Origin of the sequence: Vibrio sp. 10N (genome assembly GCF_036245475.1) — a bacterium.
In the GTDB taxonomy this organism is placed as follows: domain Bacteria; phylum Pseudomonadota; class Gammaproteobacteria; order Enterobacterales; family Vibrionaceae; genus Vibrio.
Map to the genome: position 1 here is coordinate 195,901 of NZ_BTPM01000002.1, position 26,532 is coordinate 222,432.

20 protein-coding genes and 1 pseudogene are annotated in these 26,532 nt (G+C 44.6%); 13 read left to right on the top strand and 8 right to left on the bottom strand.

All coding sequences use genetic code 11. The annotated features are described in order from the left end of the window. Positions 1 to 81 precede the first annotated feature (81 nt). Complete coding sequence (malF, locus tag AAA946_RS17175) at positions 82 to 1,653, top strand: maltose ABC transporter permease MalF (protein WP_338166015.1); 1,572 nt, start codon at positions 82 to 84, stop codon at positions 1,651 to 1,653. Between the two features lie 11 nt (positions 1,654 to 1,664). Beyond that, a complete protein-coding gene (malG, locus tag AAA946_RS17180) occupies positions 1,665 to 2,555 on the top strand; it encodes a maltose ABC transporter permease MalG (protein WP_042469972.1) in 891 nt (296 codons plus the stop codon). Between the two features lie 227 nt (positions 2,556 to 2,782). On the opposite strand, the gene AAA946_RS17185 is transcribed toward malG, so the two are convergent. After that, on the bottom strand, positions 2,783 to 3,097 hold the full coding sequence (locus tag AAA946_RS17185) for a hypothetical protein (protein ID WP_338166016.1): 315 nt from the start codon (positions 3,095 to 3,097) through the stop codon (positions 2,783 to 2,785). A gap of 315 nt (positions 3,098 to 3,412) precedes the next feature. Here AAA946_RS17185 and AAA946_RS17190 point away from each other — a divergent pair, with 315 nt between their 5' ends. Further along, entirely contained in the window at positions 3,413 to 4,336 is a 924-nt protein-coding gene (locus AAA946_RS17190; RefSeq protein ID WP_338166017.1) for a cation transporter, read from the top strand. On the opposite strand, the gene AAA946_RS17195 is transcribed toward AAA946_RS17190, so the two are convergent. Together AAA946_RS17195 and AAA946_RS17200 are read right to left on the bottom strand one after the other, a co-directional pair. Then, complete coding sequence (locus AAA946_RS17195; protein WP_112479629.1) at positions 4,317 to 4,565, bottom strand: hypothetical protein; 249 nt, start codon at positions 4,563 to 4,565, stop codon at positions 4,317 to 4,319. The genes AAA946_RS17190 and AAA946_RS17195 overlap by 20 nt on opposite strands. An 81-nt stretch (positions 4,566 to 4,646) precedes the next feature. Continuing rightward, entirely contained in the window at positions 4,647 to 5,537 is an 891-nt protein-coding gene (locus tag AAA946_RS17200) for a LysR family transcriptional regulator (protein ID WP_445206122.1), read from the bottom strand. A 134-nt stretch (positions 5,538 to 5,671) separates the two neighbouring features. Between AAA946_RS17200 and AAA946_RS17205 the strand changes: the two genes are divergently transcribed. The 3 genes from AAA946_RS17205 to AAA946_RS17215 all read left to right on the top strand — a co-directional run bounded on the left by AAA946_RS17205 (position 5,672) and on the right by AAA946_RS17215 (position 8,479). After that, positions 5,672 to 7,300, top strand: coding sequence for a glycoside hydrolase family 13 protein (locus AAA946_RS17205; protein ID WP_338166019.1), 1,629 nt, complete (start codon positions 5,672 to 5,674; stop codon positions 7,298 to 7,300). A 150-nt stretch (positions 7,301 to 7,450) separates the two neighbouring features. Beyond that, a complete protein-coding gene (locus AAA946_RS17210; protein ID WP_338166020.1) occupies positions 7,451 to 7,774 on the top strand; it encodes a rhodanese-like domain-containing protein in 324 nt (107 codons plus the stop codon). A gap of 48 nt (positions 7,775 to 7,822) precedes the next feature. After that, entirely contained in the window at positions 7,823 to 8,479 is a 657-nt protein-coding gene (locus AAA946_RS17215; RefSeq protein ID WP_338166021.1) for a DsbA family oxidoreductase, read from the top strand. Between the two features lie 776 nt (positions 8,480 to 9,255). Here AAA946_RS17215 and AAA946_RS17220 read toward each other — a convergent pair. The 5 genes from AAA946_RS17220 to AAA946_RS17240 all read right to left on the bottom strand — a co-directional run bounded on the left by AAA946_RS17220 (position 9,256) and on the right by AAA946_RS17240 (position 14,641). Next, positions 9,256 to 9,414 (bottom strand): hypothetical protein, encoded by a 159-nt coding sequence (locus AAA946_RS17220; RefSeq protein WP_338166022.1) that lies wholly within the window; start codon positions 9,412 to 9,414, stop codon positions 9,256 to 9,258. Between the two features lie 342 nt (positions 9,415 to 9,756). After that, on the bottom strand, positions 9,757 to 10,932 hold the full coding sequence (gene malE, locus AAA946_RS17225) for a maltose/maltodextrin ABC transporter substrate-binding protein MalE (RefSeq protein ID WP_338166023.1): 1,176 nt from the start codon (positions 10,930 to 10,932) through the stop codon (positions 9,757 to 9,759). A 190-nt stretch (positions 10,933 to 11,122) separates the two neighbouring features. Further along, positions 11,123 to 12,934, bottom strand: coding sequence for an alpha-amylase family protein (locus AAA946_RS17230; RefSeq protein ID WP_338166024.1), 1,812 nt, complete (start codon positions 12,932 to 12,934; stop codon positions 11,123 to 11,125). A 208-nt stretch (positions 12,935 to 13,142) separates the two neighbouring features. Beyond that, complete coding sequence (locus AAA946_RS17235; protein ID WP_338166025.1) at positions 13,143 to 13,628, bottom strand: acyl-CoA thioesterase; 486 nt, start codon at positions 13,626 to 13,628, stop codon at positions 13,143 to 13,145. Positions 13,629 to 13,726: 98 nt separating this feature from the next. Next, positions 13,727 to 14,641 carry a DMT family transporter gene (locus AAA946_RS17240; protein WP_338166026.1) on the bottom strand — a complete coding sequence of 305 codons (915 nt, stop codon included), beginning with the start codon at positions 14,639 to 14,641 and terminating at the stop codon, positions 13,727 to 13,729. A gap of 360 nt (positions 14,642 to 15,001) precedes the next feature. Between AAA946_RS17240 and AAA946_RS17245 the strand changes: the two genes are divergently transcribed. From AAA946_RS17245 to AAA946_RS17275, 7 genes and pseudogenes are all read left to right on the top strand, one after another. Beyond that, on the top strand, positions 15,002 to 15,790 hold the full coding sequence (locus AAA946_RS17245) for an AraC family transcriptional regulator (RefSeq protein WP_338166027.1): 789 nt from the start codon (positions 15,002 to 15,004) through the stop codon (positions 15,788 to 15,790). 153 nt (positions 15,791 to 15,943) lie between these two features. Beyond that, positions 15,944 to 21,508 (top strand): FG-GAP-like repeat-containing protein, encoded by a 5,565-nt coding sequence (locus AAA946_RS17250; RefSeq protein WP_338166028.1) that lies wholly within the window; start codon positions 15,944 to 15,946, stop codon positions 21,506 to 21,508. A gap of 39 nt (positions 21,509 to 21,547) precedes the next feature. Then, on the top strand, positions 21,548 to 23,260 hold the full coding sequence (locus tag AAA946_RS17255; RefSeq protein WP_338166029.1) for an RHS repeat-associated core domain-containing protein: 1,713 nt from the start codon (positions 21,548 to 21,550) through the stop codon (positions 23,258 to 23,260). Positions 23,261 to 23,278: 18 nt separating this feature from the next. Continuing rightward, positions 23,279 to 23,761 (top strand): hypothetical protein, encoded by a 483-nt coding sequence (locus AAA946_RS17260; protein ID WP_338166030.1) that lies wholly within the window; start codon positions 23,279 to 23,281, stop codon positions 23,759 to 23,761. 98 nt (positions 23,762 to 23,859) lie between these two features. Next, positions 23,860 to 24,750: pseudogene (locus AAA946_RS17265) on the top strand (IS5 family transposase). A gap of 262 nt (positions 24,751 to 25,012) precedes the next feature. Then, positions 25,013 to 25,804, top strand: a complete 792-nt coding sequence (locus AAA946_RS17270; RefSeq protein ID WP_338166031.1) for a hypothetical protein — start codon at positions 25,013 to 25,015, stop codon at positions 25,802 to 25,804. Continuing rightward, a complete protein-coding gene (locus tag AAA946_RS17275; RefSeq protein WP_338166032.1) occupies positions 25,797 to 26,528 on the top strand; it encodes a hypothetical protein in 732 nt (243 codons plus the stop codon). The genes AAA946_RS17270 and AAA946_RS17275 overlap by 8 nt, the downstream gene beginning before the upstream one ends. Positions 26,529 to 26,532: the final 4 nt, after the last annotated feature.

Sequence of the window (26,532 nt, forward strand, 5' to 3'; positions counted from 1 at the left end):
GTTTCTAGAACAACCCTTTTAAGGAGGGGGTAACCCCTCCTTCTTTTCTATTTTTTTGTATTATCGCTAGCAGGTCCTTTTATGCAGTCAGTTCAAGGTACAGATGCCATGTCAGCAGAAACTAATACAGTTCCAAGCAGTAAAAAAGTGTTCATTAAGTGGGGACTTCTTGGCTCAGTGGGACTTATCAATGGTTATGCGACTATTCTAATGTATTCCCGCGGTGAGCTTGCATTCGCATTGCTTACTGTGATCCTTACCGCTCTGGCACTCTATATTTTCGGCAGTAAGAAAACGTACGCGCACCGTTATATCTACCCAGGTATCGCGGGCATGATCCTTTTTATTCTTTTCCCTTTGGCGTATACCGTTGGCTTGGCCTTCACGAACTACAGTGCGAAAAACCAGCTTTCTCTGGATAGAACACAGAGCGTATTGATGCAGCGCACTTTCCAAAGTGGTGAGAGCTATGGTTTCGAACTTTATAAGACAGACAAAGGTCACCGCATCTACGTGAAAGATGGTGAGCAGCTGCTTGTAACACCTGATTTTGACATCACTAGCCCTTCTGCAGACTACGACCTTTCTGCCGCAGACGTTCAGGTTGGTGAGAAAGAGAAAATCAAAGCAATCATTCAAAATCGCTCTGCGCTAAATACCGTTGACCTTCATATGCCAGATGGCTCTGACATCCGTATGAGTGGTCTGCGTAAGTTTGCTTCTGTACAACCTCTTTACACTGTGGTGGAAGGTACCGACGATCTGCGTAACAACAAAACTGGTGAGCTACTGCGTCCAAATATGGAAGTGGGTTTCTACCAGCCAGTTAACGATAACGGCGAGTTTGTTGGTAACACAGTATCACCTGGCTTTATTGTCGGCATTGGTACCCACAACTTCGAGCGTGTATGGAAAGATGATGGTATCAAAGAGCCGTTCATCAGCATCTTTATCTGGACGATTGTGTTCTCAGCAGTGAGTGTTGCGTTAACGGTTCTGATTGGTCTTGTACTCGCGAGTGTGGTTCAGTGGGAAGCGCTACGTGGCCGTGCTATTTATCGCGTGCTGCTGATTCTTCCGTATGCGGTACCAGCATTTATCTCGATTCTTATCTTTAAGGGTTTGTTCAACCAAAGCTTTGGTGAAGTGAACATGCTTCTTGAAGGCCTATTTGGCATCAGCCCTAGCTGGTTCTCAGACCCAATGCTAGCGAAAGTGATGATTCTTATTGTGAACACTTGGCTAGGTTTCCCTTACATGATGATTCTATGTATGGGTATGCTCAAAGCGATTCCTGATGATCTGTATGAAGCGTCTGCTATCGACGGCTCAAACTTCATCTCGAACTTCACTAAGATCACAATGCCACTGATGATTAAGCCGCTAACTCCGCTACTGATTGCAAGTTTCGCGTTTAACTTCAACAACTTCGTACTGATTGCCCTTCTAACGAATGGTGGTCCGAACATGATTGGTACTTCTGAGCCAGCGGGTTACACTGACCTATTGGTTAACTACACGTACCGTATCGCGTTTGAAGGTTCTGGTGGTCAAGACTTCGGTCTAGCGAGTGCAATCGCGACACTGATCTTCCTACTAGTAGGTGCACTAGCACTACTTAACCTACGCGTCACGAAAGTAGCTCAAGACTAAGGAGGCCTAAAATGGCAATGGTACAAGGTAAGTCATTAAAATACCGCGTTTGGGCAACACACATCGCTATGTGGGCTTTCCTATCGCTGATTATTTTCCCACTACTGATGATTATCGCTATCTCGTTCCGTGAAGGTAACTTCGCAACGGGTAGCCTAATCCCAGAGAATCCATCGCTAGAGCACTGGAAACTAGCCCTAGGCTTCTCAGTAACGAACGCAGACGGTTCAGTAACACCGCCTCCGTTCCCAGTGCTCACTTGGTTGTGGAACTCGATTAAAGTTGCGGGTATTTCATCAATCTTGATTGTATGTCTATCAACAACGTCTGCTTATGCGTTTGCTCGTATGCGCTTTAAAGGCAAGTCAACCATCCTGAAAGCGATGATGATTTTCCAGATGTTCCCGGCAGTACTCGCATTGGTAGCGATTTACGCATTGTTCGACAAACTAGGTCAGTACATTCCGTTCCTAGGCTTGAACACGCACGGCGGTCTGATTTTCTCTTACTTGGGTGGTATCGCACTTCACGTATGGACAATCAAAGGCTACTTTGAAACGATTGATGGCTCTCTAGAAGAAGCGGCTGCTCTTGACGGTGCGACTCCATGGCAAGCATTCCGCCTCGTTCTTCTGCCACTGTCAGTGCCAATTCTAGCGGTTGTGTTTATTCTGTCGTTCATCATGGTTGTTGGTGAAGTACCGGTAGCATCACTACTACTTTCTGATGTAAACTCGTACACATTAGCGGTTGGTATGCAGCAGTACTTGTACCCTCAGAACTACCTATGGGGTGACTTTGCGGCAGCGGCGGTATTATCAGCACTACCTATCACAGTCGTATTCCTACTCGCACAGCGTTGGCTGGTTGGTGGCTTGACCGCCGGCGGTGTAAAAGGATAACAACGATAAGGGTGACCGCAAGGTCACCCATTTTATTTGTATTGTTTAACATTATTTGGTTTGGCCGCCGACAAGTTGAACAAGCAACACTGGTGTTACGTATAGCTGGCTGTTATCAGGATTCCTTACTATCACGACTAACAGTTCTTGTAACCGACGCCCGAGCATTCGCTCGGGCTTCTTCTTTTGGTCTCTTTTCTAATGACTGCTGTGCGCCAGCAAAGCGGCTACTTAATGATGACGTTAAAGTAGGTATCTCCCTTTCTTTGGTAATAATGGCCGTCGACTCGAGCATAGGTGAAGCTGCCTATTTTGATGTAGGTCGTGTGCCTAGGCATCTTCTTATAATGGTAATGTCGATGTTTGGGGCGCTTTTTGGGCGATGGGTGGTACTTTTTAACGACGATCACTTCTTTGTGGTGGTGATTTTTATGTTTGTGCTTGTGCTTATGCTTATGATGACCGTGAGGGTGAGCGAATGACGGAGCGCTCATTAAACCAATGAGTACAACAACCACTGCGATAAATTTTGCTTTGGACATTATCAGAGTCTCTTTTCAGGTTTTCGGTGCCGATAATGTAGTTTCCTTAGGAAACAATGCTGTCAGTTGCGGGTTAGTGACCGTGTTGTCTTCGCAAGAAAATTTCCCTGAATGTTAGGATGTTACCTTTTGTTACCGTTGTAGTTATCTGGAAAGCGAATTGGTGTGTTGCTGTTCTCATGTAGGAATAGCATAAGAAACAGTAACGGTTGCATTAACTTTGAACAAACAGGGTCTTGTGGCATAGGAAAGGTCATATTCTTGTGTTATAAAAATTAACATTGGAGCATCAAAGCGTTTGGAAAGGACGGCCGAATGACAAAAATTACCGAATCGAAAGCATTAGTGTTTTCAGCCGCAGGCGCAGCAGTGCTGTCACTTTGGGGCGGCATTATGGCACTGATCTCTGAGTCGAGTGCTATCTTACTAGACGCCTCATTCAACTTACTGTCAGCGGCAGTTTCGTTTGCGTCTTTGCGCATAGCAAAATTGACCCAAACAGGGCGAACTCGCCATTACCCAATAGGTTTTTTTGCCTTTGAACCGCTGATTGTGGTGATTAAGGGCATAACGATCCTTATTCTGATTGCTTTTGCAGTGGGCAGTAACATCCCGGTGATTCTTGCTGGTGGCAGGGAGCCTGCTTTAGGGCTTATGGCCATTTACGTGTTCCCGGCGGTCGCACTGTGCGCCATTCTCTACTGGATTTGCCATGTAGGGCATAAACAGTCCCACTCAGACATTCTAAAAGCAGAGAAGAATGCTTGGTTTATTAATGGGGTGATATCCGGTGCGATTGGTGTGGCATTAGTGTTAGTGATTGCTATACAAGAAACATCGTTTGGCTGGGTTGGTCGCTACATCGACCAAATATTGGTGGTATTGTTCAGCTTGGCGTTTATCAGCGACCCAATAAAACTCATTAAAAACGGTATGCGTGAACTGACAATCGCGACGCCACCTATCGAGCACACTAAGCCTATCTATCGCAGCTTGAAGGGGCTCGCTCAGGAATATGAAATTGAGATTGTCGATATCTTTATCGCCAAGCTTGGTCGTAAAACCTGGGTCTCTGTCTACGTTGATCCGAAGCGCGAATCGATGACATTTAAGAGTTATGAGCGATTTGTGGAAGATCTGAGAACGAAAGTGGACAAGCCATATACAGTCACGGAAGTGGATGTCATTTTACAACGCTCACCCACTTCAAAAGACGCGCTTAAACTAGTTCACGGCTAGAAGGCGCGCAGCCTAGATACTGGAGCAAGACATACAAACTCTCTTGTTCCAGTGCCACACGCTGAAACAAGTCAGCAAACACCTCATCACCGCCAAAGCAGGTTTGGATGTAGTGATTTATTTCATCCCGTTGGTACCCTTCAACGTACATGGTACGTATCCATTGATATTCCACCGATTTTAAATCAGTTAACGTGGATTGACTTAGGGTAATATCGCTCAGAGTCAAGTCGAGCTCCTCTCTCAGACTATTTTAACGCTCGGCGATTACATCAAAGTTTAATGAAAGAAAAATGACAGTTTGGTGACCTTACTGGGAATTGACATTACTGGTGAGCAGATGAACAAGCGTTTCCACGCTCGATTTGCTTTCACCTTGTTTGGCGTAAATCCCGATATTGCCGACCTTTTCTTTATCAAGATATGCGATGACGATGTCATGCTGTTCAAGCCAATCACTCGCTTTGTGGCTGTAGGGCATGATCGCTTGCGTCATATGCAGCATATCCATACTGGCCATGACAGAATCTACGTCGTAGATAATGCGCTCATCAAACTGAGTGTCATGAGGAAGACCGTTCGCCAGCACCGACTGATGCCTTGGATGGTTTGGAGTCACCCTTAGAAGTGGGTAGCGCTGTAGGGTGCTTGGGTCGCTTACCCCCGTTGCAAGTGGGTGGTGCTTAGAAACGTAGATGGCTTCGTAATCTTGAAACAGTGGCTGGAACACCACACGGCACGATTCTGATAAGTCTAAAACTTCATGACCTATGAATAAATCTATATCACCCTGAACGAGATGGTGTAGCAACGATAAGTTATTCCCGAACTCAAGATGAAACGAACTGGCGGGATTTAACGCTTGGTAATCAGCCACCGATTGGCGCACGAAACCTTCCCACCATACTTCTCCCGTACCAATTTTTACTTTACCGAACTGGCGCTGCTGCATGTCGTTAAATTGGTGTTTAAGGGCAAAGTATTGTTCTTGTTGCTCCTGTGCAAACTTACGGAATTTATTGCCATAAGGCGTCAATTCCACGCCCTTTGATAGACGATTAAACAAGGGCGCCCCCATCTCTGCCTCAAGCTTTTTGATTGCAGAGGTGAGAGACGGCTGACTGATAAATAGCTCATCAGAAGCGCGTTTAATGTTGCCGTGTTTGGCTACTGCCAAGAAGTACTTAATGGATTTGTTCAGCGCCATGCATTGCCTTTTGGTGTGTCGGTTTTTGATATATAAAAAATCTATATGATTATACGGAGAATCTATTTTTAATCACAGCGATAACTTCGTAAAGTGGGGGTAATTTAACGATAAGCTAGGACAAACTCATGGAACAAAAATGGTGGCACGACGCGGTGGTGTATCAGATTTACCCGCGCAGCTTTTGTGATTCGAATGGAGATGGCATTGGCGATCTAAATGGCATTCGCTCTAAGCTCGATTATTTGCAAGAGTTGGGTGTGGATGTGATTTGGCTATCGCCTGTGTATCAGTCTCCTATGGATGACAACGGCTACGATATCTCGAACTACCAAGCCATCGCGCCAGAGTTTGGCACCATGCAAGATATGGAAGCGCTGATCGCTGAAGCAAAACAGCGCGGCATTCGTATCGTCATGGACTTGGTGGTTAATCATACGTCAGATGAGCACGCTTGGTTTCAACAAGCGTGCGAATCAAAAGATTCGCCATATCGCGACTACTACGTTTGGCGTGATGCAAAACCGGATGGCAGTGCACCTAACGATCTTGATTCGATCTTTGGTGGCAGTGCATGGCAGTGGCATGAGCCGACTCAGCAATACTACCTGCATCTTTTTTCGAAAAAACAACCCGATCTTAACTGGGAAAACCCAAAAGTGCATGATGAAGTCCACCGTATGATGAACTGGTGGATAGATAAGGGCATTGGTGGCTTCAGGCTTGATGTTATTGATCTGATTGGTAAAGAGATCGACAAAGGCATCACGGGTAATGGCGAAAGATTGCACCCCCTCCTTAAGCAGATGAATCACGCGACCTTTGGCGGCAAAGATCTTCTGACAGTTGGGGAAACTTGGGGGGCAACACCAGAGATCGCCAAGCAGTATAGCGCGCCAGAACGTGATGAGCTGTCGATGGTTTTCCAGTTCGAACATATTACGCTTACCTGGAAAGACGGCGATAAATGGCAGCCGATCGCACTCGACTTACCTGAGTTTAAGAAAGTGCTCACCAAATGGCAGCTAGAGCTGGCTGATCAAGGTTGGAACTCTCTGTTTTGGAATAATCACGACCTGCCACGCGCAGTGTCAAAGTATGGTGACGATGGTGTGTATCGCACTAAATCAGCCAAAATGCTGGCCACGGTACTGCACGGACTTAAGGGCACGCCTTACATTTATCAGGGTGAAGAGATCGCGATGACGAATGTGAAGTTCGAGCACTTGGATCAATACAAAGACATTGAGTCGCTGAACTTCTATAAAGTGAAAACAGAGGCTGGCGTGAGCCACGAAGAGATGATGCACGCTTTGGGTGAGAATGGTCGTGACAATGCCAGAACACCGATGCAATGGTCAGCAGCTCAGCAAGCCGGCTTCACACAAGGCAAACCTTGGATTGAAGTGAACCCAAACTACACCGAGGTGAACGTTGAAGGTGACCTTGCGAGTAGTGATTCTGTGTATCGTTACTATCAGTCTTTAATCGCACTTCGCAAGAGTCATCGCGCGATTGTGCACGGCGATTTTACTCCTGTACTGGAACAGCACGACAAAGTCTTTGCCTATCTCAGAACAGAAGGGGAGACACGTTTAATGGTTGTCGCGAATTTCAGTGGCGAGTCATTAACCGTCGATTTGAGCGAGTTCAAACAAAGTTCAGCCGAGGTGCTGTTATCAAACTCTGGGCGAACGACGTTTGATTTTGGGGCTGTTGAGCTCGAGCCTTATGATGCTTATATGATTGAGTTGTAAAGGTTTTGGGTTGTTGGTCCTTGGTCCTTGGTTCTGGGATCCAAAGGCCAACACTTGAAGTTTTACTTTAGGTTTTTCTAAAATAATGTTTGACAGCTTTGGTTGCGCCAGTTAAATTAGAATCACCTTAATTAGCTGGAGCTGTTTTAAATGACTTCTACTGTTCAAACAAGCACGACCTCACACCATAGTACTGCTGATTGTTCTGAATCCTCGGCGGCTAAGCAGTATTTAATCGATGTACGTTCTCCACAAGAGTTTGCTTCGGGGCATATTCCAGGTTCTTTGAATGTCCCATTACAGAGCATTTTCGCGGTTGCTAACAGCGACATCCAGCCTAAAGACAGCCTTATTGTTTACTGTGCATCTGGTATGAGAGCGTCTCAGGCGGTTCAAGTTCTTGAATCTATGGGTTATCGAAACATCGTTAATGTCGGTACGGTCTCAGCGGCTAGCGACTATATTTCACGATAATCGTTTTTAATTCTCAGATGAAGTTATAACAAAGCAGGAGAATGCATCATGTTAAAAATCGACTATGTCAGCGATGTACTTTGTGTGTGGGCGTGGGCAGCGGAGGCTCGAAATGATGCCTTGCTAGCTAACTTTGATGGCCAAATTGAATTATCACCTAAGTTCATTAACTTGTTTGGTGACACGCAAACTCGCATCGGCAAAGGGTGGAGTGACAAAGGCGGTTTTGATGGATTCGCAAAGCACACCGAAGAGGTGGCAGATAAATTCCCTGAATTGACGCTTAACCCCGCGGTATGGCACAGCATTAGACCAACCAGTTCCATGCCTGCACATCTTCACTTAAAAGCGGCAGAGCTTGCTGGTAGCAGCCAAGGTGAAGTATTGCTTCTTGCCAAGTCGTTAAGACAGGCTTTCTTTGAACAAGGGAGAGATATCAGCAATGTTGAAGTTATTGCGGATGTCCTTGCCTCTCATGGAATAAACCTTGAAGCGCTTCAGCCGCACCTGATGGATGGTTCTGCCTACGCGGCACTCTGGAGTGACCAACTGCTGCGTGAGGCTCAACAAATCAAAGGCAGTCCAACCTATATTATTGATGGCGGACGACAAACCTTATTTGGTAACGTCGGTTATCGAGTCATAGAAGCGAATGTGAAAGAACTTCTAAAACCGCAAACGGGTGAAGGCGCGAGTTGGTGTTAACTTAAATTTGTCCTTAAGATCGAATTAAAAGGCGGCTTTACATTGAGAAGTCGTCTTTTCTATGAGTATCTTTTAGTCATTTTCGTAAACAACAACCTGTCTATGCATAGAGTTGGAGGCCTACCTCATTTGTCGATTGGCTTTAGGTTCATATTTGCATAGAAATTTGAGTTCTACCGAATTCTATTGTTTAAGGTCTTCTAGTCTCAGAGGTACAACAGTAATAGTTTTGTTCAGTCATTGATTAAGCATTCCGGGGGGAATGTAGATACCAATATGAATGGCTGGGATGTATCACACGATAAAGTTATTCCAAAGACGTATTTTGAAGCTCAATGTCCAGTCAAACCGAGGCCAGTGCTGAATTGATATGAATAAAAAATTGTACTTATTTTCATTAGTGTCTTGGCTGAGTGGGCTTGTTGTTATTCTAGCAACAAGCTTTTTGTTACGTGGACTGGGGAGTGACAGCGGTTTAGGCTTCCCCGAAGTCGTGTGGTTTACTCTTCAAGCTTCACTGTTTTGCTTCTCGATGGTTTTGGCTTATATGTCAGTTGCCAAAACTAGAGTGGTTTTAAGACTACTGTGGATGTTGTTGATGGCTTTAGTTTGCGGGGTATCTTATTTGGTACTCACTTGGTGGTATGTTGTCGAGACAGGCGTGGACTCCATTTGAGACTTTACTTTAGATAGCGCGATGTGCAGTTTGCGGTAGTGATCAAAAAGGCGACCACATGATGAGAGGTCGCCTTTTTGATAATTATCGCCTTGTGATTCTAATAAGGACGATCTTGCTCCATTTCGCGCTCTTGTGCAGGCTCAAGTTCATGTAGGTAGGGATCATAAGCGCAGTCGCCAATTTCATTTCTTGGGCAAACATGTACGTTGTTTCTCTCTACCATTGGCGTTTGGCACATTGGGCAAATTCTGTCCATCGTTATCTCCTTGTTTCGCCTTTATCTCGTTTGTTTTCATCACTTTGTCACCACCCATCATGTATTACCTTCCAACAAGCGTGATCGTGTGGCGTCGTACGTGCTCGAACAACAGAGGAACTGCGAGCATAGTTAAAGGGTATAGATAGCGATAGAGAGAAATTCAATCGGCTGTTTAAGATCTTGGGTGAGAATGTGATGAAGAAGAGGATCTGATGTAGAGCGATTTAAAGCGTTACATTGCGATTTTAAGAGGTGGTCACGAGCTGACAAGAAACAACAAAACTTCGATTGATTTACTCGCCAAGTGCAGTTTCTGCTGCACTTGGCGAGTGGTTAGTGTTAGCGCGTTAACTGCTTCTCTGCCGTTGCAAGCGCCTCGGGAACAGTCTGGCGACCTAGTAGCGCATTTTCGATGGCAGCGCCTTCAGACATCCAGAAAGTCATCATCTTTGGAATCGCTGGCATGATTTCGCCGTTTTCAGCGTTAATCATGGTTGAGCGAATGCGCTGATCGGACTCTAGAGTTTGCTGGAAAGATTTCAGAGTCACGGCACCAAGCGGCTTGTCGTTGTTGATAGTGGTGAGCGCTTCATCGGTAAACAAATAGTTTTCGATAAACTCTACCGCCAAATCTTCATTTGGGCTTGCTGAGCTAATACCGGCACTCAGGATGCCAACGAATGGGTTCGATTTCTCGCCATCCAGCGTAGGGAAGGTGGCAACGCCGTAGTTGATGCCAGCTTTGTCTAGGTTGCCCCATGACCAAGGTCCGTTGATGGTCATCGCGACTTCGCCTTTGGCAAAGGAAGACTCGGCGTTAGCGTAATCCATTCCCGGATTGACGATGCCTTTTTGCTTCATGTTCAACAAGAATGCTAGGTTGTCCTGAGCGCGTTGGTTGTTGATCCCTGTATCGTTGGCATCATGACCTTGCGCGGTTTTAGCGAACGAATAGGTGCCAGCAGAGACGATTGGCCAAGTAAAGTAGGCGTTCTTCACATCCCACATAATGGTGTCTTTACCTTGTGCTTTCATCTTAGCGTGAATAGCCGGTAGCTCTTCCCATGACTTAGGTGGTTCTGGCAGTAAGTCTTTATTGTAAATCAGTGAAATGGCTTCAATAGCAAGTGGGTAGCCAATGAGCTTGCCTTTGTAGTTCACCGCATCCCAACTAAAGTCGACGAGTTTGTCTTGGAATGCTTTACTCGGTTTCACTTCTCGCAGCAGACCAGATTCGGCATAGCCACCAAAGCGGTCGTGTGCCCAGAAAATGATGTCTGGGCCATCCCCAGTTGCAGCGACCTGCTGAAAGCGTGCTTCCAATGATTCTGGAAACTGAACGCTGACTTTAATTCCAGTATCGGCTTCAAACTGTCGGCCAACCTCTGCTAGCCCTTCGTAACCTTTATCACTGTTGATCCAAATAAGCAGTTCACCTTCTGTGACTGCCATTGCTGGAGCTGCCGTTAACGTTGCTAGTGCCAAAGCGGTTAAGGATGTTTTTAGTGTTTTCATTGTGACTATCCTGTCCATTTGCATTGGGATAAGAATAATCGGATGCAATGAGGCGTAAAAATAGCCTTTTTGTTAAATGATATAGATTTTTGCTATTTCAGTTGCGAAGGGTGTGATCTGAATGAGTCAAAAAAAACCTCAGTTTTCACGCTGAGGCTTGATAACAGTGGGCTTCGATGAAGTTGGGCGGTTAACGCTCAGTCATCACGAGTTGAAAAATATGTGAAGCCAGTGGATTGAGGACAATATCAACTTGGCCTGAGCCATTTTCGACACTAAGCTCAGTGGTCACCGCTGGGTCTAGCGCACAAGTTAACGCATAGCTACCATCACTTAACCCTAAGGTTTTGATCACCTCAGGAGGGACGGCGATCGCCTCACTGCTGGCTTGGTGTGCATCAAAGTTAACCAAGACTAATGCAGCATCGCCTTTGTTCTCGCGCCAGTATCCATAAAGTTTATGGCGAAGTTCACCATGACGTTCGTCACGCTGAATATCCAGTGACAGTCGAGAGCCTGACATCGCATGGCTATGCTGCACAAAGCGCAGTAAGTTTTGGTAAAAACGTCGCAGGTTCAGTTCTTGTTCGGTGGATTGCCCGCCATCGAATGCGCCATTGTTCATCCAGCGCTGATGGCTTGGAACACCGATATAGTCAAAAATCGAGGTACGTGTCGGCTGCCCAAAGCCAGCGTGTTCTTCGCCGGCTTCACCGAGCTCTTGGCCAAAGTAAAGCATGGTGGGCGCGTTACTGATGGTGGCTGAAATAACCATTGCTGGTAAGGCTGCTTCGGCGCTACCTGCAAACTCGGCGCAAGAGATCCGCTGCTCGTCATGGTTATCGAGAAAGTGCAGCATGTGGGGTTCGATGTCACTATGCTCGGTTTGGATGCGAGAGATTGACTCCGTACTATCGCGACCTTGGATAATCGCCTTAAGCGTGTCGTAAAGGTCAACCTTGTCGTACAGCGCATCCATTTTGCCAAGCTGAATGTAATCACGATAGAGGTGAGGCTGGTATACTTCTGCCACTAACAAAGTATCGGGGTTGTTCAGTTTGATCGATGAGTTGAGAAAGCTCCAAAACTCCACCGGAACCATCTCTGCCATGTCATAGCGAAAGCCGTCAACACCTTGCTCCAGCCAAAACATGGCGATGTCGCGAAACTTGCGCCATGAGCTTGGTACATCTTTGTCATTCCAGAACTTAGCGTGGTCAGCAAAGCCCTTATGTCGATAGCATTCTGGTAGTTCTGGAAAGTCTTTGCTGCCATCCGGTCTTACGCCATAATTGACTTTAACCGTTTCATACCAGTCGTCAGCGCTTGGTTTGGCGCTTCTCGCACCATTGCCTGTCCACTTGGCTGGGTACTCATGATAAGGCTGCTTGAGTAATGGGTGATCCTCGCCACCAAGCGGTGCGAGATGCTCAGGTACATAGGGTAGTTCAAACGCTTGTTCTGGAATGTAGTAGAAGTTGTTTTCACGTGAGTACTCGAGGCTGGTGTCATCTTCCGCGCCAAAATCAGTGACACCTTCAGGGTTATTGAGCCCTTGATATTGGCGAGCGACATGGTTGGGCACAATATCAATCACTACTTTCAATCCCGCCTTGTGTGTGCGCTCAATAAGCTGCTTAAACTCTAGGTTTCTTTGGGCTGGATCGTCCGCTAAATCTGGGTTCACCGAGTAATAGTCCTTCACCGCATAAGGTGACCCTGCGCGTCCTTTAACAACAGCAGGGTGATCATTGCTAATCCCATACTCGCTGTAATCGCGAATTACCGCATGGTGCGGCACGCCGGTATACCAGACATGAGTCATGCCGAGGTCTCGAATCGATGTTAGGGCGGCCTCGTTGATATCGCTAAACTTGCCGACACCATTTTGCTCTATGGTGCCCCAAGGGTGGTTGGTTGAATTGGTATTGCCAAATAGGCGGGTGAAAATTTGGTACAGATGAATCTTTTGCTCAGGTTTAGAAATGGAAGAGTTGGGCATAAAATCTCACCAAGCTGATGTTGTAGGAGTTCTGTTTTGGATATAGAAAAAATCTATCACGTCAATCTAGTGTAGTTGAAGGGAAAAGATGAAAACTCCTCCTTTTGGTCGATGATTTAGGGCGTAGATGAGATCTGGATAACAAATGCAGACCGAGAATTCAGTCTGCATCAATTTTAGGGCTTGATTAACAAGTAAGGAGAGGAAATTACTTGAGATATTTGACGTGCGCTTCCATCTCTTCACCAATCTGCTTGCGCATGTTCATCAGCTTGATAGCCGATTCACGAAGTTTAATATCGTCTTCAGTCTGCGGTACCCACTCTGGCACCTCGGTTGGTTTGCCATTTTCATCTACCGCTACCATGATCACGATGCAGTGTGTTGTGAGACGATTTTTCAGCTCTTTGGGATCGCTAGCTTGTACGTCAATGGCAATGTGCATTGAACTTCTGCCGGTATAAATCACTTTGGCACTTACTTCCACCAAGTTGCCAACGTGGATTGGTTCTACAAAACGAATACCGCCGGCATAGGCCGTAATACAATACTTACCACTCCAAGCCGCGCTGCAGGCGTATGCTGCTAAATCAATCCATTTCATTACTGCGCCGCCATGCACTTTGCCGCCAAAGTTAACATCGCCCGGCTCGGCAAGAAAACGCAGGGTGGTCTCTCTTCTGCCACTACTCATTATATTTATTCCTTTATCTGAGCTGCTAAGTGACTTGATTATGACAAACTTGTTAACAACACGCTATGAGTTTGACTGTGTGAGTTTTTTGTCGTTCGCTATTGTTTATCGATAGTGAGTTTCTGTGCCACCGCTTCTGCTACAAGCTGCAGTTTTTTGGTCTTAATTTGCGACAAGATAACGCCGGAAATGACCATGAGTCCGCCAATAAGGTGGAATTGGGTAATCGATTCACCAAGCAGTATCGCGGCTAGGGCGACAGCGATAACGGGTAACAGGTTCATGAACATAGCACTGCCATCGGCACCAATCAAATCGATAGCCTTAACCCAAAGTAGTGGCGCGACCAACGAGCCGAGTAGTCCTGCGTAGGCAATGAGCGGCAGAGCTGCGCTACTTGGCATGATTTGTTCACTAGAAAGTAGCAGTGGGAACAGCATGATGACAGCGAACACCCCTTGCGTATAAATCAGCATCCAACTAGAAAGCTGCATCTTCCAACGTTTTAGCAGCACACAGTATGTCGCATACACAATAGCTGCCAGTACCATCAGGCCATCGCCTTGGGAAATGTCTTGATGTAAAAAGAAGCTCACTTCACCTTGGCCAAGCATAAAAGCAAGTCCAGAAAGCGAGATCACGCCGCCTACGATGCTTAGTTTAGAGATACGTTTACCAAGTAATGGCACGGAAATGAACACCGCGAGCAGGGGGACTAGTGAGGTGATCAGCGCCATATTAGAGGCTGTAGTGGTTGCTGCTGCGTAGTAGCCCAACGATTGGTTAAGTACCATGCCCAGCAATGCTAGAAACGCGAGTTTGGCGCTGTTTTTGCGGATCTCTGGCCAGTAACGTTTCACTTTCGGCAAGCAGAATGGCGTCATCACCAAGATAGCAAGCGCCCAGCGATAGAAACTCATCGCGCTTGGTTCAATGGCAGAGGCCGACATCTTGTTCACAATGGCGTTGCCGCCCCATATCAACACAGTAAAGAAGGGAAGAAGATAGACCACTGTGAACCTCATCGCGTTTTGTAAGTTGATATACCCAAGTAACCCCAAGATGCGGATTCAGCGAGATTTGCTTGGTTTGCAGACACGGCGGCGGCTTGAATGCATAGTGGCTCTATGCAGAAAGTCGCCAACAAAGGCTGCAAGCCAAGCAAACTCGCCCGAAGGGAGCACTAGACAGGGCTTATCTCGGCGTCAAAACCTCTTGAAATGGACTGCCATTCCTGCGAGCTTTTTCCTTGATATAAACCCTGTCTAGTGCTCTGAATCCGTATCTTGGGGTCACTTGGGTATACATAGTCTGACAGGTCGTTATACTATGATGTATCTTTAAAACGACATTGCGCGCGATAGGAAGACAAGTTGAAAAAACACACTAGAAATTTGCACCCCTCTTTGTCTATCGACAAGATGCCCTCCAATGTTTTCATGAACTTCGATGCGTTTTTGTCGAACACCGAAACCCGCGTGCACTGCCACCCATGGGGACAAGTTCAGTTAATCAGTGGTGGTATTTTGGAAATGGAAGCACAAGATACGCGTTTTCTTGCGCCTCCTCATTTGGCGATTTGGGTGCCTGCAGGTGTGATGCATTGCAGCTATAACCGTAAGCCGCTTGAGTATTGTTCATTAAACATTGCCCATGAGTTCACCGCTGGCTTCCCCGAAAAAACCAGTCTGATTAAAGTGACGCCCATTGTGTCCTCGATTATCGAAGATTTTCGCCATCGCAATGTAAATATTGGCGAATCTGAAAAAGACCAGCGCCTGATTCAAGTGCTTCTTGATCAACTAAGCGATCAGCAAGAGCAGCACCACTTCCTACCTTCGAGTAATAACAAATACCTCGCGCCGATCTTAGCGGCCATCGAAGAAGAGCCAACCAACGACATTAGCCTTAAAGAGTGGGCATCAAAAGTTCACACCACTGAGCGCACGCTTGCTCGTTACTGCCAAAGCGAACTCGGCATGAGTTTTACCGAGTGGCGTTTGCGTGTGCGATATTTGTTTTCTATGGATCTATTACGAAGTGGCCATTCCGTAAAAGAAGTCGCATTTACCCTCGGCTATAACCAAGCCAGTCCATTTATCTCGATGTTTAAGAAATATTCTGGGCAAACTCCGGAGCAATATAAGAATAAGTTGTTGTAGGCAGTTCGTGTTTTTAATACATATCCCAGGCGTGAATTTATCCTTTGCTTCGTATTTTTATAGTGAATAAGTTTAAATCCTAAATTAGAATGGCCATGATGTGAAATAAAGGGTGGAATTACAATATTATGTGACTTGGCTCGTGATAAAGTAATGATTCCCACCCGTATAAAAGAGAAGTGTAATTTTAATGTAGCAGTGCTGTTGTTAATCATTGGATTAATCCTTTATAGTGGCGAAAATAATAATTCAACAGCCATGTTTTATAAGGATATATTGATGGTTTCGCCTTGTCGCAGTTTTTTGTTAGTGAGTTTATTAACACTATCCACTCAGTTGTTAGCAAGTACAATCGCATTGAAAGGTCAATTTCGAGTCAATGAAAGTGGTGCTGCGACGTATACTCTTCCTATAGAAACTCCTACTGCTAGGGGCGGGATTAAACCGAATATTTCAATTGGCTATAATTCATCATTAAAAACTGGCAGGTTGGGTGTTGGTGTAACGATTAATGCTGGGTCTATCATAACCCGCTGCCAACAAACTTTTGCCACGGACAATCAATTAGTTGGTGTTGACCTCACTGAGAGTGATCGCTTCTGTTTGGATGGACAGCGCCTAATTCTAACTTCTGGTGTTTACGGCTCGCCTTGGTCGACTTATCGCAAGGAGATTGATGACTATTCTGTAGTAACAGTCCTAGGCCAGACCCAAGGTGGTGGGCCGAGTGCCTTTAAAGTTGAGACCAAAGATGGAGATGTTCATTATTATGGCGAGCAATCAAGTTTCGATTCTCAAGACCTATATCTCTCAGCATCTCAATCATCTTATGACCATCGTGCAATATTTCCAGTACAAACTGATTCCGGTGAAGTCGCGTTAAATTGGGGTATCAAAGCAACGGTTGACCCGTTTGGAAACTATATTAGCTATCAGTATTATTTAGATGACATATTAGGTGAGCATTATCTCAGTGGAATTTCTTATGGTGGACATATATCAGCGGCAGATTCCAAACCATATCGTCAAGTGATTTTTAACTACAAAAATAACCCAAAGCCTATTTCGGGTTACGTCGCTGGGCGAAATATCGCTATGGCGAGCTTACTAGACTCGATAGTCATTCAGGTCGATGGTGTGACTCAATATAAGTATTTTTTTCAATATCAATCATCGAATGTTATTGAAGAAAAAACTTACCTGCTAAATATCAAAAAGTGTGTAGCGAGTTCTCAACAATCGTGTTCGACTCAGGTTCAGTTTGATTGGACTAAACCCGCAGCCAAACCTGAGAGTAAGACCAAAGAAGTCATAGATGAAAGAACTGGTGAGTTGGTCACCATCGTCGACAGCGATGCGCTTTACGTACCTTTCAAGTCACAAACTATGACTAATCTGCCTACTAGCAATTCTAGTTCAACACAGTTCTTTGACATTGATGGTGACGGTAGGGGGGAGATGATTTTTGCTGAACAATCACGCTGGGTAATGGCAGACCTTGATACAGGTGATAAGCAGACGTTAGGTCATATTGGTGTCAGTAAAAAACAATATGCTCGAACGATTAATTACGATGGAGATGGACATCGTGATCTTCTGGTAGCAAATTCATCCAACAGTGATTGGTACGTAATTACTTTGAAACCGTCCACAGTGTCCTCTGAAATTTGTGAAGTAGAGGCGAGTGGGGGAACTCTGTGTTTACCTTTGAAGAGGAACGTGACCTATAGTGAGGTACCGCTGAACAGAAAAGCGACTGGATTAGAAAAGGGGGTGGTGGTAGCTGATCAAGATGGTGATGGTCTTGAAGACATTATATTTTTCGATGGCCTAAATCTTAATTGGTATAAAAACCTAGGTGGCTCTTTTGCACCCGCTAGCACGTTATTTACTTTCTCTGAAAATGAAGAGCCATCGTTTGACAAGGATGTCGCGAACGCAGCAGCAAACTTAAAAACCACCGCAGCATTCGACTCTAACGGAGATGGTAGAACGGATCTTCTCGTTAAAGTGTCTACAAGGGGAGCTTATTGTAAAGTTGGCGATAGCAACATTCCTTCCACTGTTGTTGGCTCTTACAGTGAATGCGTGGGAGATCTTGGTGGAGTCTGGAGAGAATATACTACCCATACATATAAGCTTCTAGTTGCAGAAGGTGGAGCCTATTCAGACAAAGGAAACCTGTTCGGGGCTAGTGAAGATTCGTTTGTAAGAATAGCGGATGTTAACGGTGATGGTCTCGTTGATATACTTTATCCAAGTAACAATAGATGGTACGCCAAACTTGCGACGGGCGTGGGTTATACGGAGAGTATCGATACAGGAATACCCACCAGTGTAGATAAAAGACTACAAACTATTTTTGTCGATTTAAATCAAGATGGTCGAGTTGATATCCTTACGCCAACAGGATCCTCTCGATATAGCATATATATGTCCCATCCATTGGGTAATCAGGGGGGAATATACTGGCAATTTAGAGGTTCACTGAACATACCTCAAGGAGCGTTACTCCAATTTGCAGATACTTATGGTAATGGTTCCCTAGACCTATATGTGTATAAAAACTCTCGTTGGTACTTGGCATTAGCTAATGCAAATAAGTTCGATCACACAGTACACACTCTCACCGATGGTTACGGTGTTGTGACGCAAATTGAATACTCTAAGTTAACAACAGAAGTAAATGGTGAGCCAGACGTATACAAGACTCAGTACTCTAGTGCTGAATCAAATAGAGGAAACCTCTCTTTTATTGCTCCGATTTCAGTTGTAAAGTCTGTATCTACGTACGTCAGTGATGCAGATAAAGTCTCTATCGCCTACGAATATGGTGGATTTGCAATGAACCGTTTAGGGCGCGGAATGCTTGGCTTTGAGTTATTGAGAACAATAGATAGACAGAGTGGTGTAATAAGTGAAACCACCTATCACCAAACATTCCCTTTAATAGGCATTCCTAAAACAACATTGCAAACTAAAGACGGGCAAGTTATCAAGCATTCAAAAAATGTATACAATGTTCGAAATTCCGTTGATGCATCAGCTTCAAAGCAAGTGACGCTCGCAAGTGCGGAGGAAATTACCAATCAAGTTGGCTCGAATGGCACTCTTCGCTATATTTCAAGAATACTTTCAGAATATGCCTATGATGAATTCGGAAATGCAGAGAGCATTGATGTTTCTGTGTTTGATAGTTCACAGGGTGCGCTAGTATCTCAAACAACAACGTATAACGAGTATCTAGGTGAAGGTGGCGGTGCTGAGAAGGGACGTTTGTCAAAAACAACTGTGTCTAAATCTCGATTTGGCCAGCGAGAAATAGTGCCAACTTTGAGTCGTACGAGTGTCTTTTCTTATGCCTTGGGCCATTCAACGATACCGGATGGTGTATTGGTTTCTTCAACCGTCGAGCCCAATAATAGTCAATATAAAATGACTACGCAATATGCTTACGACAAATATGGTAATAATACAAAAACCAGTTTAACTGCCGCAACAACATTAAATGGTAAAGAGGTGCAAACCAGAACAATACACAAATTCTTTGGTGAAAATGGACGTTATCTTCACTCTGAGACCAATGCACTAGGAGAAACAAAGCGATACTTTTATAACGAGCAGGCAGCGGATCAAGTTAAAGGAATAATTACACGAGTTCGCGTGGAAGATGCTAACAAGAGAAGCACCATCGCCATAACTGACCTTTGGGGGCGCAAAAAGCAAACCCTAAGCACCGATGGAGTCGCAACTCATTACGACTATGAACAGTGTTCAACTACAGGCTGCAATAATGTGAGTGACGCTTATATTGTTAGCACTGTTAGTCGTAAAGGTAGTCCTATAGTGCGTGAATACACTGATAAGTTTGGGCGTCGTATCGCTAGTCAGAAACAAGGTTTTGCTGCTAATAAATGGATCACGACTTCGGTTGAATATGATAATCAAGGTAGAGTGACAAAACAGTTTGAACCAAGCTATTTGGAGAAAAGTCGTTATCATACCGAGCTAACCTATGATGAGTTTTCTCGCTTGTCGAGCCAAGTCAATCCTGACGGTTCAACGGCTTACAGTTACTATTATGGTTTAGAGACACTAGCGCAAGATAGTTTAGGACACCAAACTACGAGTTTCAAAAATGCACTAGGTGAAGTAGTTCGAGTTAGTGATAACCGAAGCAACAGCCTAGATTATGTTTATGACGCATATGGAAATTTAATAAAAGTTTATATTTCTGGAAATGGTCGAGAGTTACTCAGGACATCGTCGACTTACGATAGCTTTGGACGCAAGATAGCGACCGAAGATTTGGATCAAGGAAAGTGGAGCTACGAATACAATGCGTTTGGAGAACTAAAACGACAAACAGACGCCAAAGGACTGTCGACAGAAATTGAATACGATAAATTAGGTCGTCAAGTAAGGCGTTGGGATTCAAGTGGAACTTCATGTTGGATTTATGGAAGCCCTACAAGTAGAGATGCAGGGTTGCTTACTGAGACGCGCCAGTATAGCGCTCAAAATCAAATCTGTAGTGCTCCAAATTTTCAACACCGCATTCAATACCACTATGACGATAAAGGTCGCAAAGAGCATGTCTACACCCATGTAGGTAATGAGCGTCATCAAATCAGCTATGTATATGACTCTAACGGTCGCGTTAGTGAAGTGGTATACCCTGATAGAGAGTTGTCAGTAAGACACAGATATAACAGTCAAGGTTATCTTTTCAAGCTAGATGATAAAGTCTCTGGTGAGCCATATCAAACGATAAAAAGTATGGACGCAAGAGGCCAGATAACGAATGTACATTATGGGAACGGTGTTTCTCAGACGTCTGGATTTGATTTAGATACTGGTCGTATAAACAATATTCAGCTCAACAAGGGAGGTTTACTTCATGAGCTAAACTATCAGTTTGATAGCCAGGGAAACCTAACGTGGCGTGATATTAAGCTTAGTTCTGCCACTGTTACCTATCAAGAAGATTATGGCTATGATGACATGTATAGAATGGAGTCCAGAAAGATAACCATTTCATCTGGAGCGGCAAAGCTACCTTCTGAGTATCGTCAGTATCAGAAGTTCTCGTACGATGACTTTGGCAATCTTACCTTTAAGAGTGGTGTCGGCACTTATAACTATGATTCTCAGAACCCTTTTAAGCTGTTAGATATTTGTAGCGATGGTGTCTGTAATATCACGGAGTCCAAACCAGCGAGTAAGTCTTGCCCGTCTGGCTATCAATTGTCGGGTACCAATTGTATAAAAAATGAAGCCAAAGTAGCGGATAAATCCTACACTTACAGTTGCCCTGCTGGGTATAGTCGCTCGGGAAACTCGTGCCGAAAAACTGAAAACAAAAGTGCGAAGACAGTAGTAACGGAAAGTTGTCCTGCGGGCTATGCCGAGCCTAATTGTGAAAAAACAGAAATTGTGATGTCTCCAAGAATGCCGACACATCCCGGTTATAGGTGTACTGGCGGTGAGCCTGCCGGTTGGGGGGGCAATCGAATTTGGGAGTGCACTGTCAGTGCGGATAAAATAAAAGAAACGTCATATCAATGTGATACTGGCTGGTCTCTCTCTGGAACACTATGTAGTCGAACAGTAACTAAAAACGCGACGAAACATACACACTACTCTTGCAATACAGGCTGGTCTTTATCGGGCAGTTCATGTAAGCGAACACTGGTCAAGCCGATCAGTTACGCTTGATCTCCCGGTTGGTCATTAGTTGGTAGTAACTGTACGCGTGTGAAAAAAGCGAGCTATAGTTTTGATTATGATAGAAATGGTAATGTTACGTCTGATGGGGCGAGGACATTTACTTATAATGCTTTTAATAAAGTATCGCGTATTTCGAAAGGTAGCGAGTACTCTACATTCTCTTATGACGCAGAACGACGCCGCTACGCTCGAGTAGACCAAAAAATCGAAAACGGTAAGCTGACCCATTACTTTACGACTTATGTCGGTGGATTGTACGAAAAAGTTGTAAGGACTGGTGGTGGTAAAAGTAACCTGACTGAACATAAATTCTTCGTTGGTAATGCCGTCATCACCAAGCGGTCAAATAGCTCAAGTGACATTTTTTATTTGCACAAAGATCACCAAGGCTCAACAACGTCCATCACCAATAAATCGGGAACTGTGGTTCAGCAATTTATCTACGATCCATGGGGAAAGCAAACTGCAGCATTCGAAAACAGTGTATTTGGTACTTATGTTTCTCCGGCAAACTCTAAAGGTTACACTGGGCATGAACATGTCAGTCATTTAGATATAATTCATATGAACGGTAGGATCTACGATCCAATATTGGGTCGATTCTTACAGGCTGACCCGCATATTCAGGCACCGTTGAACTCACAGAACTATAACCGCTATAGTTATGTGTTGAATAATCCAATGTCTTACACAGACCCTTCAGGATACTTCTTCAAGAAACTGGGTAAGTTTATTAAAAAGCATTGGAAGACAATTGTTCAAATTGGAATTAGTGCAATGACCGCTGGAGCAGGACTCGCTTGGGCAATTGCTGGCGGAGCAATGAGTGGCTATGTAATGACAGGCTCGTTGAAAGGTGCCATAGTAGGTGCATTTAGTGGCGCATTATTTTATGGGGCCGGTGATATAATAGCCGGCAGCAAAATAACGAATATATTCGCTAAAGGTGCTATACGTGGAATGGCAGGGGGCATCAGTAGTGTACTCTCAGGTGGAAAGTTTGGACATGGATTTGCCGCGGCAGGCGTAACTAGCATGGCTGGTGGTAAAATTGATGCAACTTTCAAAGATACTGAAGCAAGAGTTGTATCCGCAGCAGTAGTTGGCGGTACAGTAAGTCAATTTACAGGTGGGAAATTTGCGAATGGTGCTATGACGGCAGCATTCATGAAAGCTTATAATGATGCTAATCATCCTAAGTTTGATTCGCCTGCTGCCCCGTTAGCTAAGTGGCTTAGAAGTATTGTGGATGGAGCTGCACAAATTAGAGGCAACATTGAAGGGGCGTTGTCTGATTTAGGAAACTCAATTAGCAATGCTCTAACAACAACAGCAGAGGGTGCCGCTAATGCAGCAAGAATTGCATATAACAATCCATCTAAAACATTAGCAGCAGGAGGCTCAGTAATTGGTGGTGCGGCCGCTTGTATGACTGTCAAAGGCTGTATATTAGGCGGGCCTATGATAGCCTATGGGGTAGATCAAACTAAGGCGTTAGTTAATGGAAATAACATGACCACAATCCAACAATACCTAGGAGATGTTTTGTCTCATCCTGATGCTAGAGCGGCATTTCCATTTATCGAAAACCCACATAATGCGGCAGGTACAATTATTGACATATCAACTTTTTCAGCTGGTGGAGCAGGAGTATCAACTTTGAACTTGTACAATGGTACGGGAAATACTATGGATGCTATTAATGCCATTAATGATGCTAATACGCTTAAAAATTATTAATTTCGGATTTTTTACTCTATGAATATCAAGCTAACGTGCTTTTTATTTGGCACTGTATTGTTTTTAGTATTAGGGACTAAGCAACTTTGGTTTACGGAACCATATGATTATATTGCTGAAATTAAAGACAAAGCCAAATTGGTTTCATTTAAGGTTGATAAGGTTCAATGTGCGTCAAAGAATCGTACAAGCGACAAGCTTGAACTTATCGCAAAGGAGAATGGCGTTTCACTATTTGCTCATATTGGAGGAGCTTTTAATTGTGAATTTGCTTTAAAAAAAATCAAAGAAGGTGACTTGGTTAAGTCCCACATAAATGTAAATGGTGGAGAAATGATGTCTCTGAACATTGAGGGAGAGCAGATTTTTAGTTTGGAGCAATATTTAGAAGAAAAAAAATCAAACTTTGGAAATTATAGTGCAATTTATTTTGTGATTGCTTTTATGTTTATCATGCTTTTTATTAATGAAAAGCGGGAGCAATATGATTGCATTCGATAATAAAAGGGCTCCTTAAAGTCTACTTTGTTGCGTAAATCATGGAACTAAATCCAAAGCTTACGATCTGATCGGTTATATTCACTGAAGTCTGTAGTCTCATGTCGAAACCTTGTTACAAAACAAGCAACTGGAAGCAATACAATCAAGCTCTCATAAACCGAGGCTCTCTGACGCTTTGGGTTGACGAGGAAGCGATAAGAGAGTGGAAACAAGGCAAGCAAAACAAGCGCGGTAGACCTCGTTTTTTCAGTGATTTAGCCATCACAACCGCTTTAATGGTAAAGCGTATTTTTTCAATGTCGCTTCGCGCTGCGCAAGGCTTTATTGATTCCGTGTTTCAACTTGCTCACCTTCCATTGCGCTGCCCACATTACAGCTGTATCAGTCGTCGAGCCAAAGACGTTGATGTAAGTTTTAAGACGTATCGATGCGACAGGTCTTAAGGTTTATGGTGAATGCGAGTGGAAAGTTAAAAAACATGGCACGGATGGTAAACGCAGAGTGTGGCGGAAGTTACATCTCGCAGTAGATACGAGTACGCACGAAATTATTGCCTCAGAGTTGAGTTTATCAACGGTGACTGATGCAGAAGTGCTGCCTAATTTGCTTAAGCAAACACGTCGAAAAATCCTTGAGATATCAGGCGATGGTGCTTATGAAACAAGGGATTGCCACTTAGCAATCCATATTAGACGAGCTGTGGCTCTGATCCCTCCAAGAGAGGGCAGCATTCTGGGAAAGAGGACATCCAAGAAATTTAGCAGTTGGTTGTTAAAAGCAATATGGTTCGAACAAGCATTGGAAAAAGCGCTATGGCTACCAAAAGCGCTCGTTATCTGAAACGGCGATGTATCGAGTTAAACAGTTGCTTGGTGGACGACTAAGTCTAAGAAATTACAACGCACAAGTTGGTGAAACTTACGCGATGATCAAAGCGTTGAACAAGCTTACAGGGCTTGGTTATGCCAAAGACTTGCCGTATTGGCTGACAATTAATCTAAATGGGACTGTTCGGCTTCGAAAATGAATTGCGCAACAAAGCCAAATAATTGGCAAGGACGGCTTCTGTATCGTCGATAGCGATCAATTCAACAAAGTTGTCTCTCGATTTTGAACACACAATTCAGCTACGTGCCACTAAATTCTCACTCACTGAGACAGCCCTCTCAAAAGGTTGAGTCAGATTAAAGACATAGCCTTGAATTGGCGATTATTATTTGCCGGTTCTATGGTTGTGAGTAGTTTTATTGCATGTTCCCCAAGCGCACTTGGCAAAATCTGATCTTCATCTTTCTCTATACGCTGCTTATTGGTTGTGTTTATCAAGTACTGACGTTTCGTCAGGAGCTGAGCAGTAGCGCCGACCACATTCTTAGTAAAGTTGAATTTCAATTATCAAAGATCGAAAATGAGTTGAGGTCGGTTTATCAACCGACGGATTGCAGCACTGAAGCGCAAAAGGTTCTGGCTCATCATGTATTTCGAAGCTTAGGCTTACGTGGACTCGCGGTTGGAACAGTGCAAAGCGGCGATGAAGAATCTTTTATCGCTTGTAGTAATTTTGGTCAGCACAAAGCTGCGGTTACGTCGAAATTCTGGGAGGCTAGATACAGCCGAGATGTGGCGTTTGCCAAAATTAAGCAAATTGAGTATCGACGCGATCCCTCCTATGCCTTAGCGATTGTCAAAGACAATACCATTGTCCTCGGAGCCATTAACCCACGCATTATTCTTGGCTGGTGGATTGAACCATTTTTCCCGCAGACTAAGGCTGTCCTGTCTTTTAGCGATGGCGAAGCGTTGTTGTCTCGTGGTATCGATATAGACGATGGCATTGAAATGTCGACTTATTCTGAACGTTACCCAATTATGATTCGTGTGACGCAACCTATTACTGTGCTTTGGGATAAGCTTTTGACCTTTATTGAGCGGCTTACACTAGGCGGAGTATTGGTATTTGGTAGCCTGTTGCTGCTTGACGTTTATCGTCGTAGCACACGCAGAGAAAACCCTGAGCAAGACTTTGAGGTGAGTCATGATTAAGTGGTTGGTGGCGATGTCGCTATCGGCATTGGTGAGCCTAGTCGGTGCCTATTTTAGAATTACACATGAATTGGAGACGAGCGCGATCGGTGCAACAGCAAGGGTAGATAGAGAGATAAAGAACATCCTCAATGTTATCGACATGCTGCCGAGCGATCCCAATTGTGGTGATGAAGTGAAGCGTGAATACGCCAATATTGCACATGAAAACGAGCGTATTCGTGCGGTGGGTTATATCTATGACACGGGCGAACAATGGTATGTGTGTAGCATGTTCGGGCGCCAACTTTCTAAGCTTAACTACTGGCGAGGCAGCAAAAAAGAGGGGGTGTTTATTGGACACTCATTGTTGACGGTACACTTCCCAGAAACGTCGTTTGTGGTCTCCAAAGATAAAGGGAAGCAGAAAGCTTTCGCTTACATCAACCCTAGAAGAGTGCTTGGTTACTGGATTGAGCCAAGCCTAGCGTATGCAAATTACAGCCTGACTTTGGACTCGGACTGCGTGCCTTTTTACACGCGATCACCAGTGAGAATGCAAAGCATGTTACTGGAAACGGCGCATTCTGAGCATCATCCTTATTCCATTCAAGCGACAGCTTCGTTTGTTGATGTGTTGAAACGCACTGGGATCTATTGGTTGCGTGTCATGTGTATTGTGGGACTGGGTTGGATCAGTTATCGGCTGCTTAAAGGTACTCTTCTTCAAGTGGTCGAAAAATAGCGAG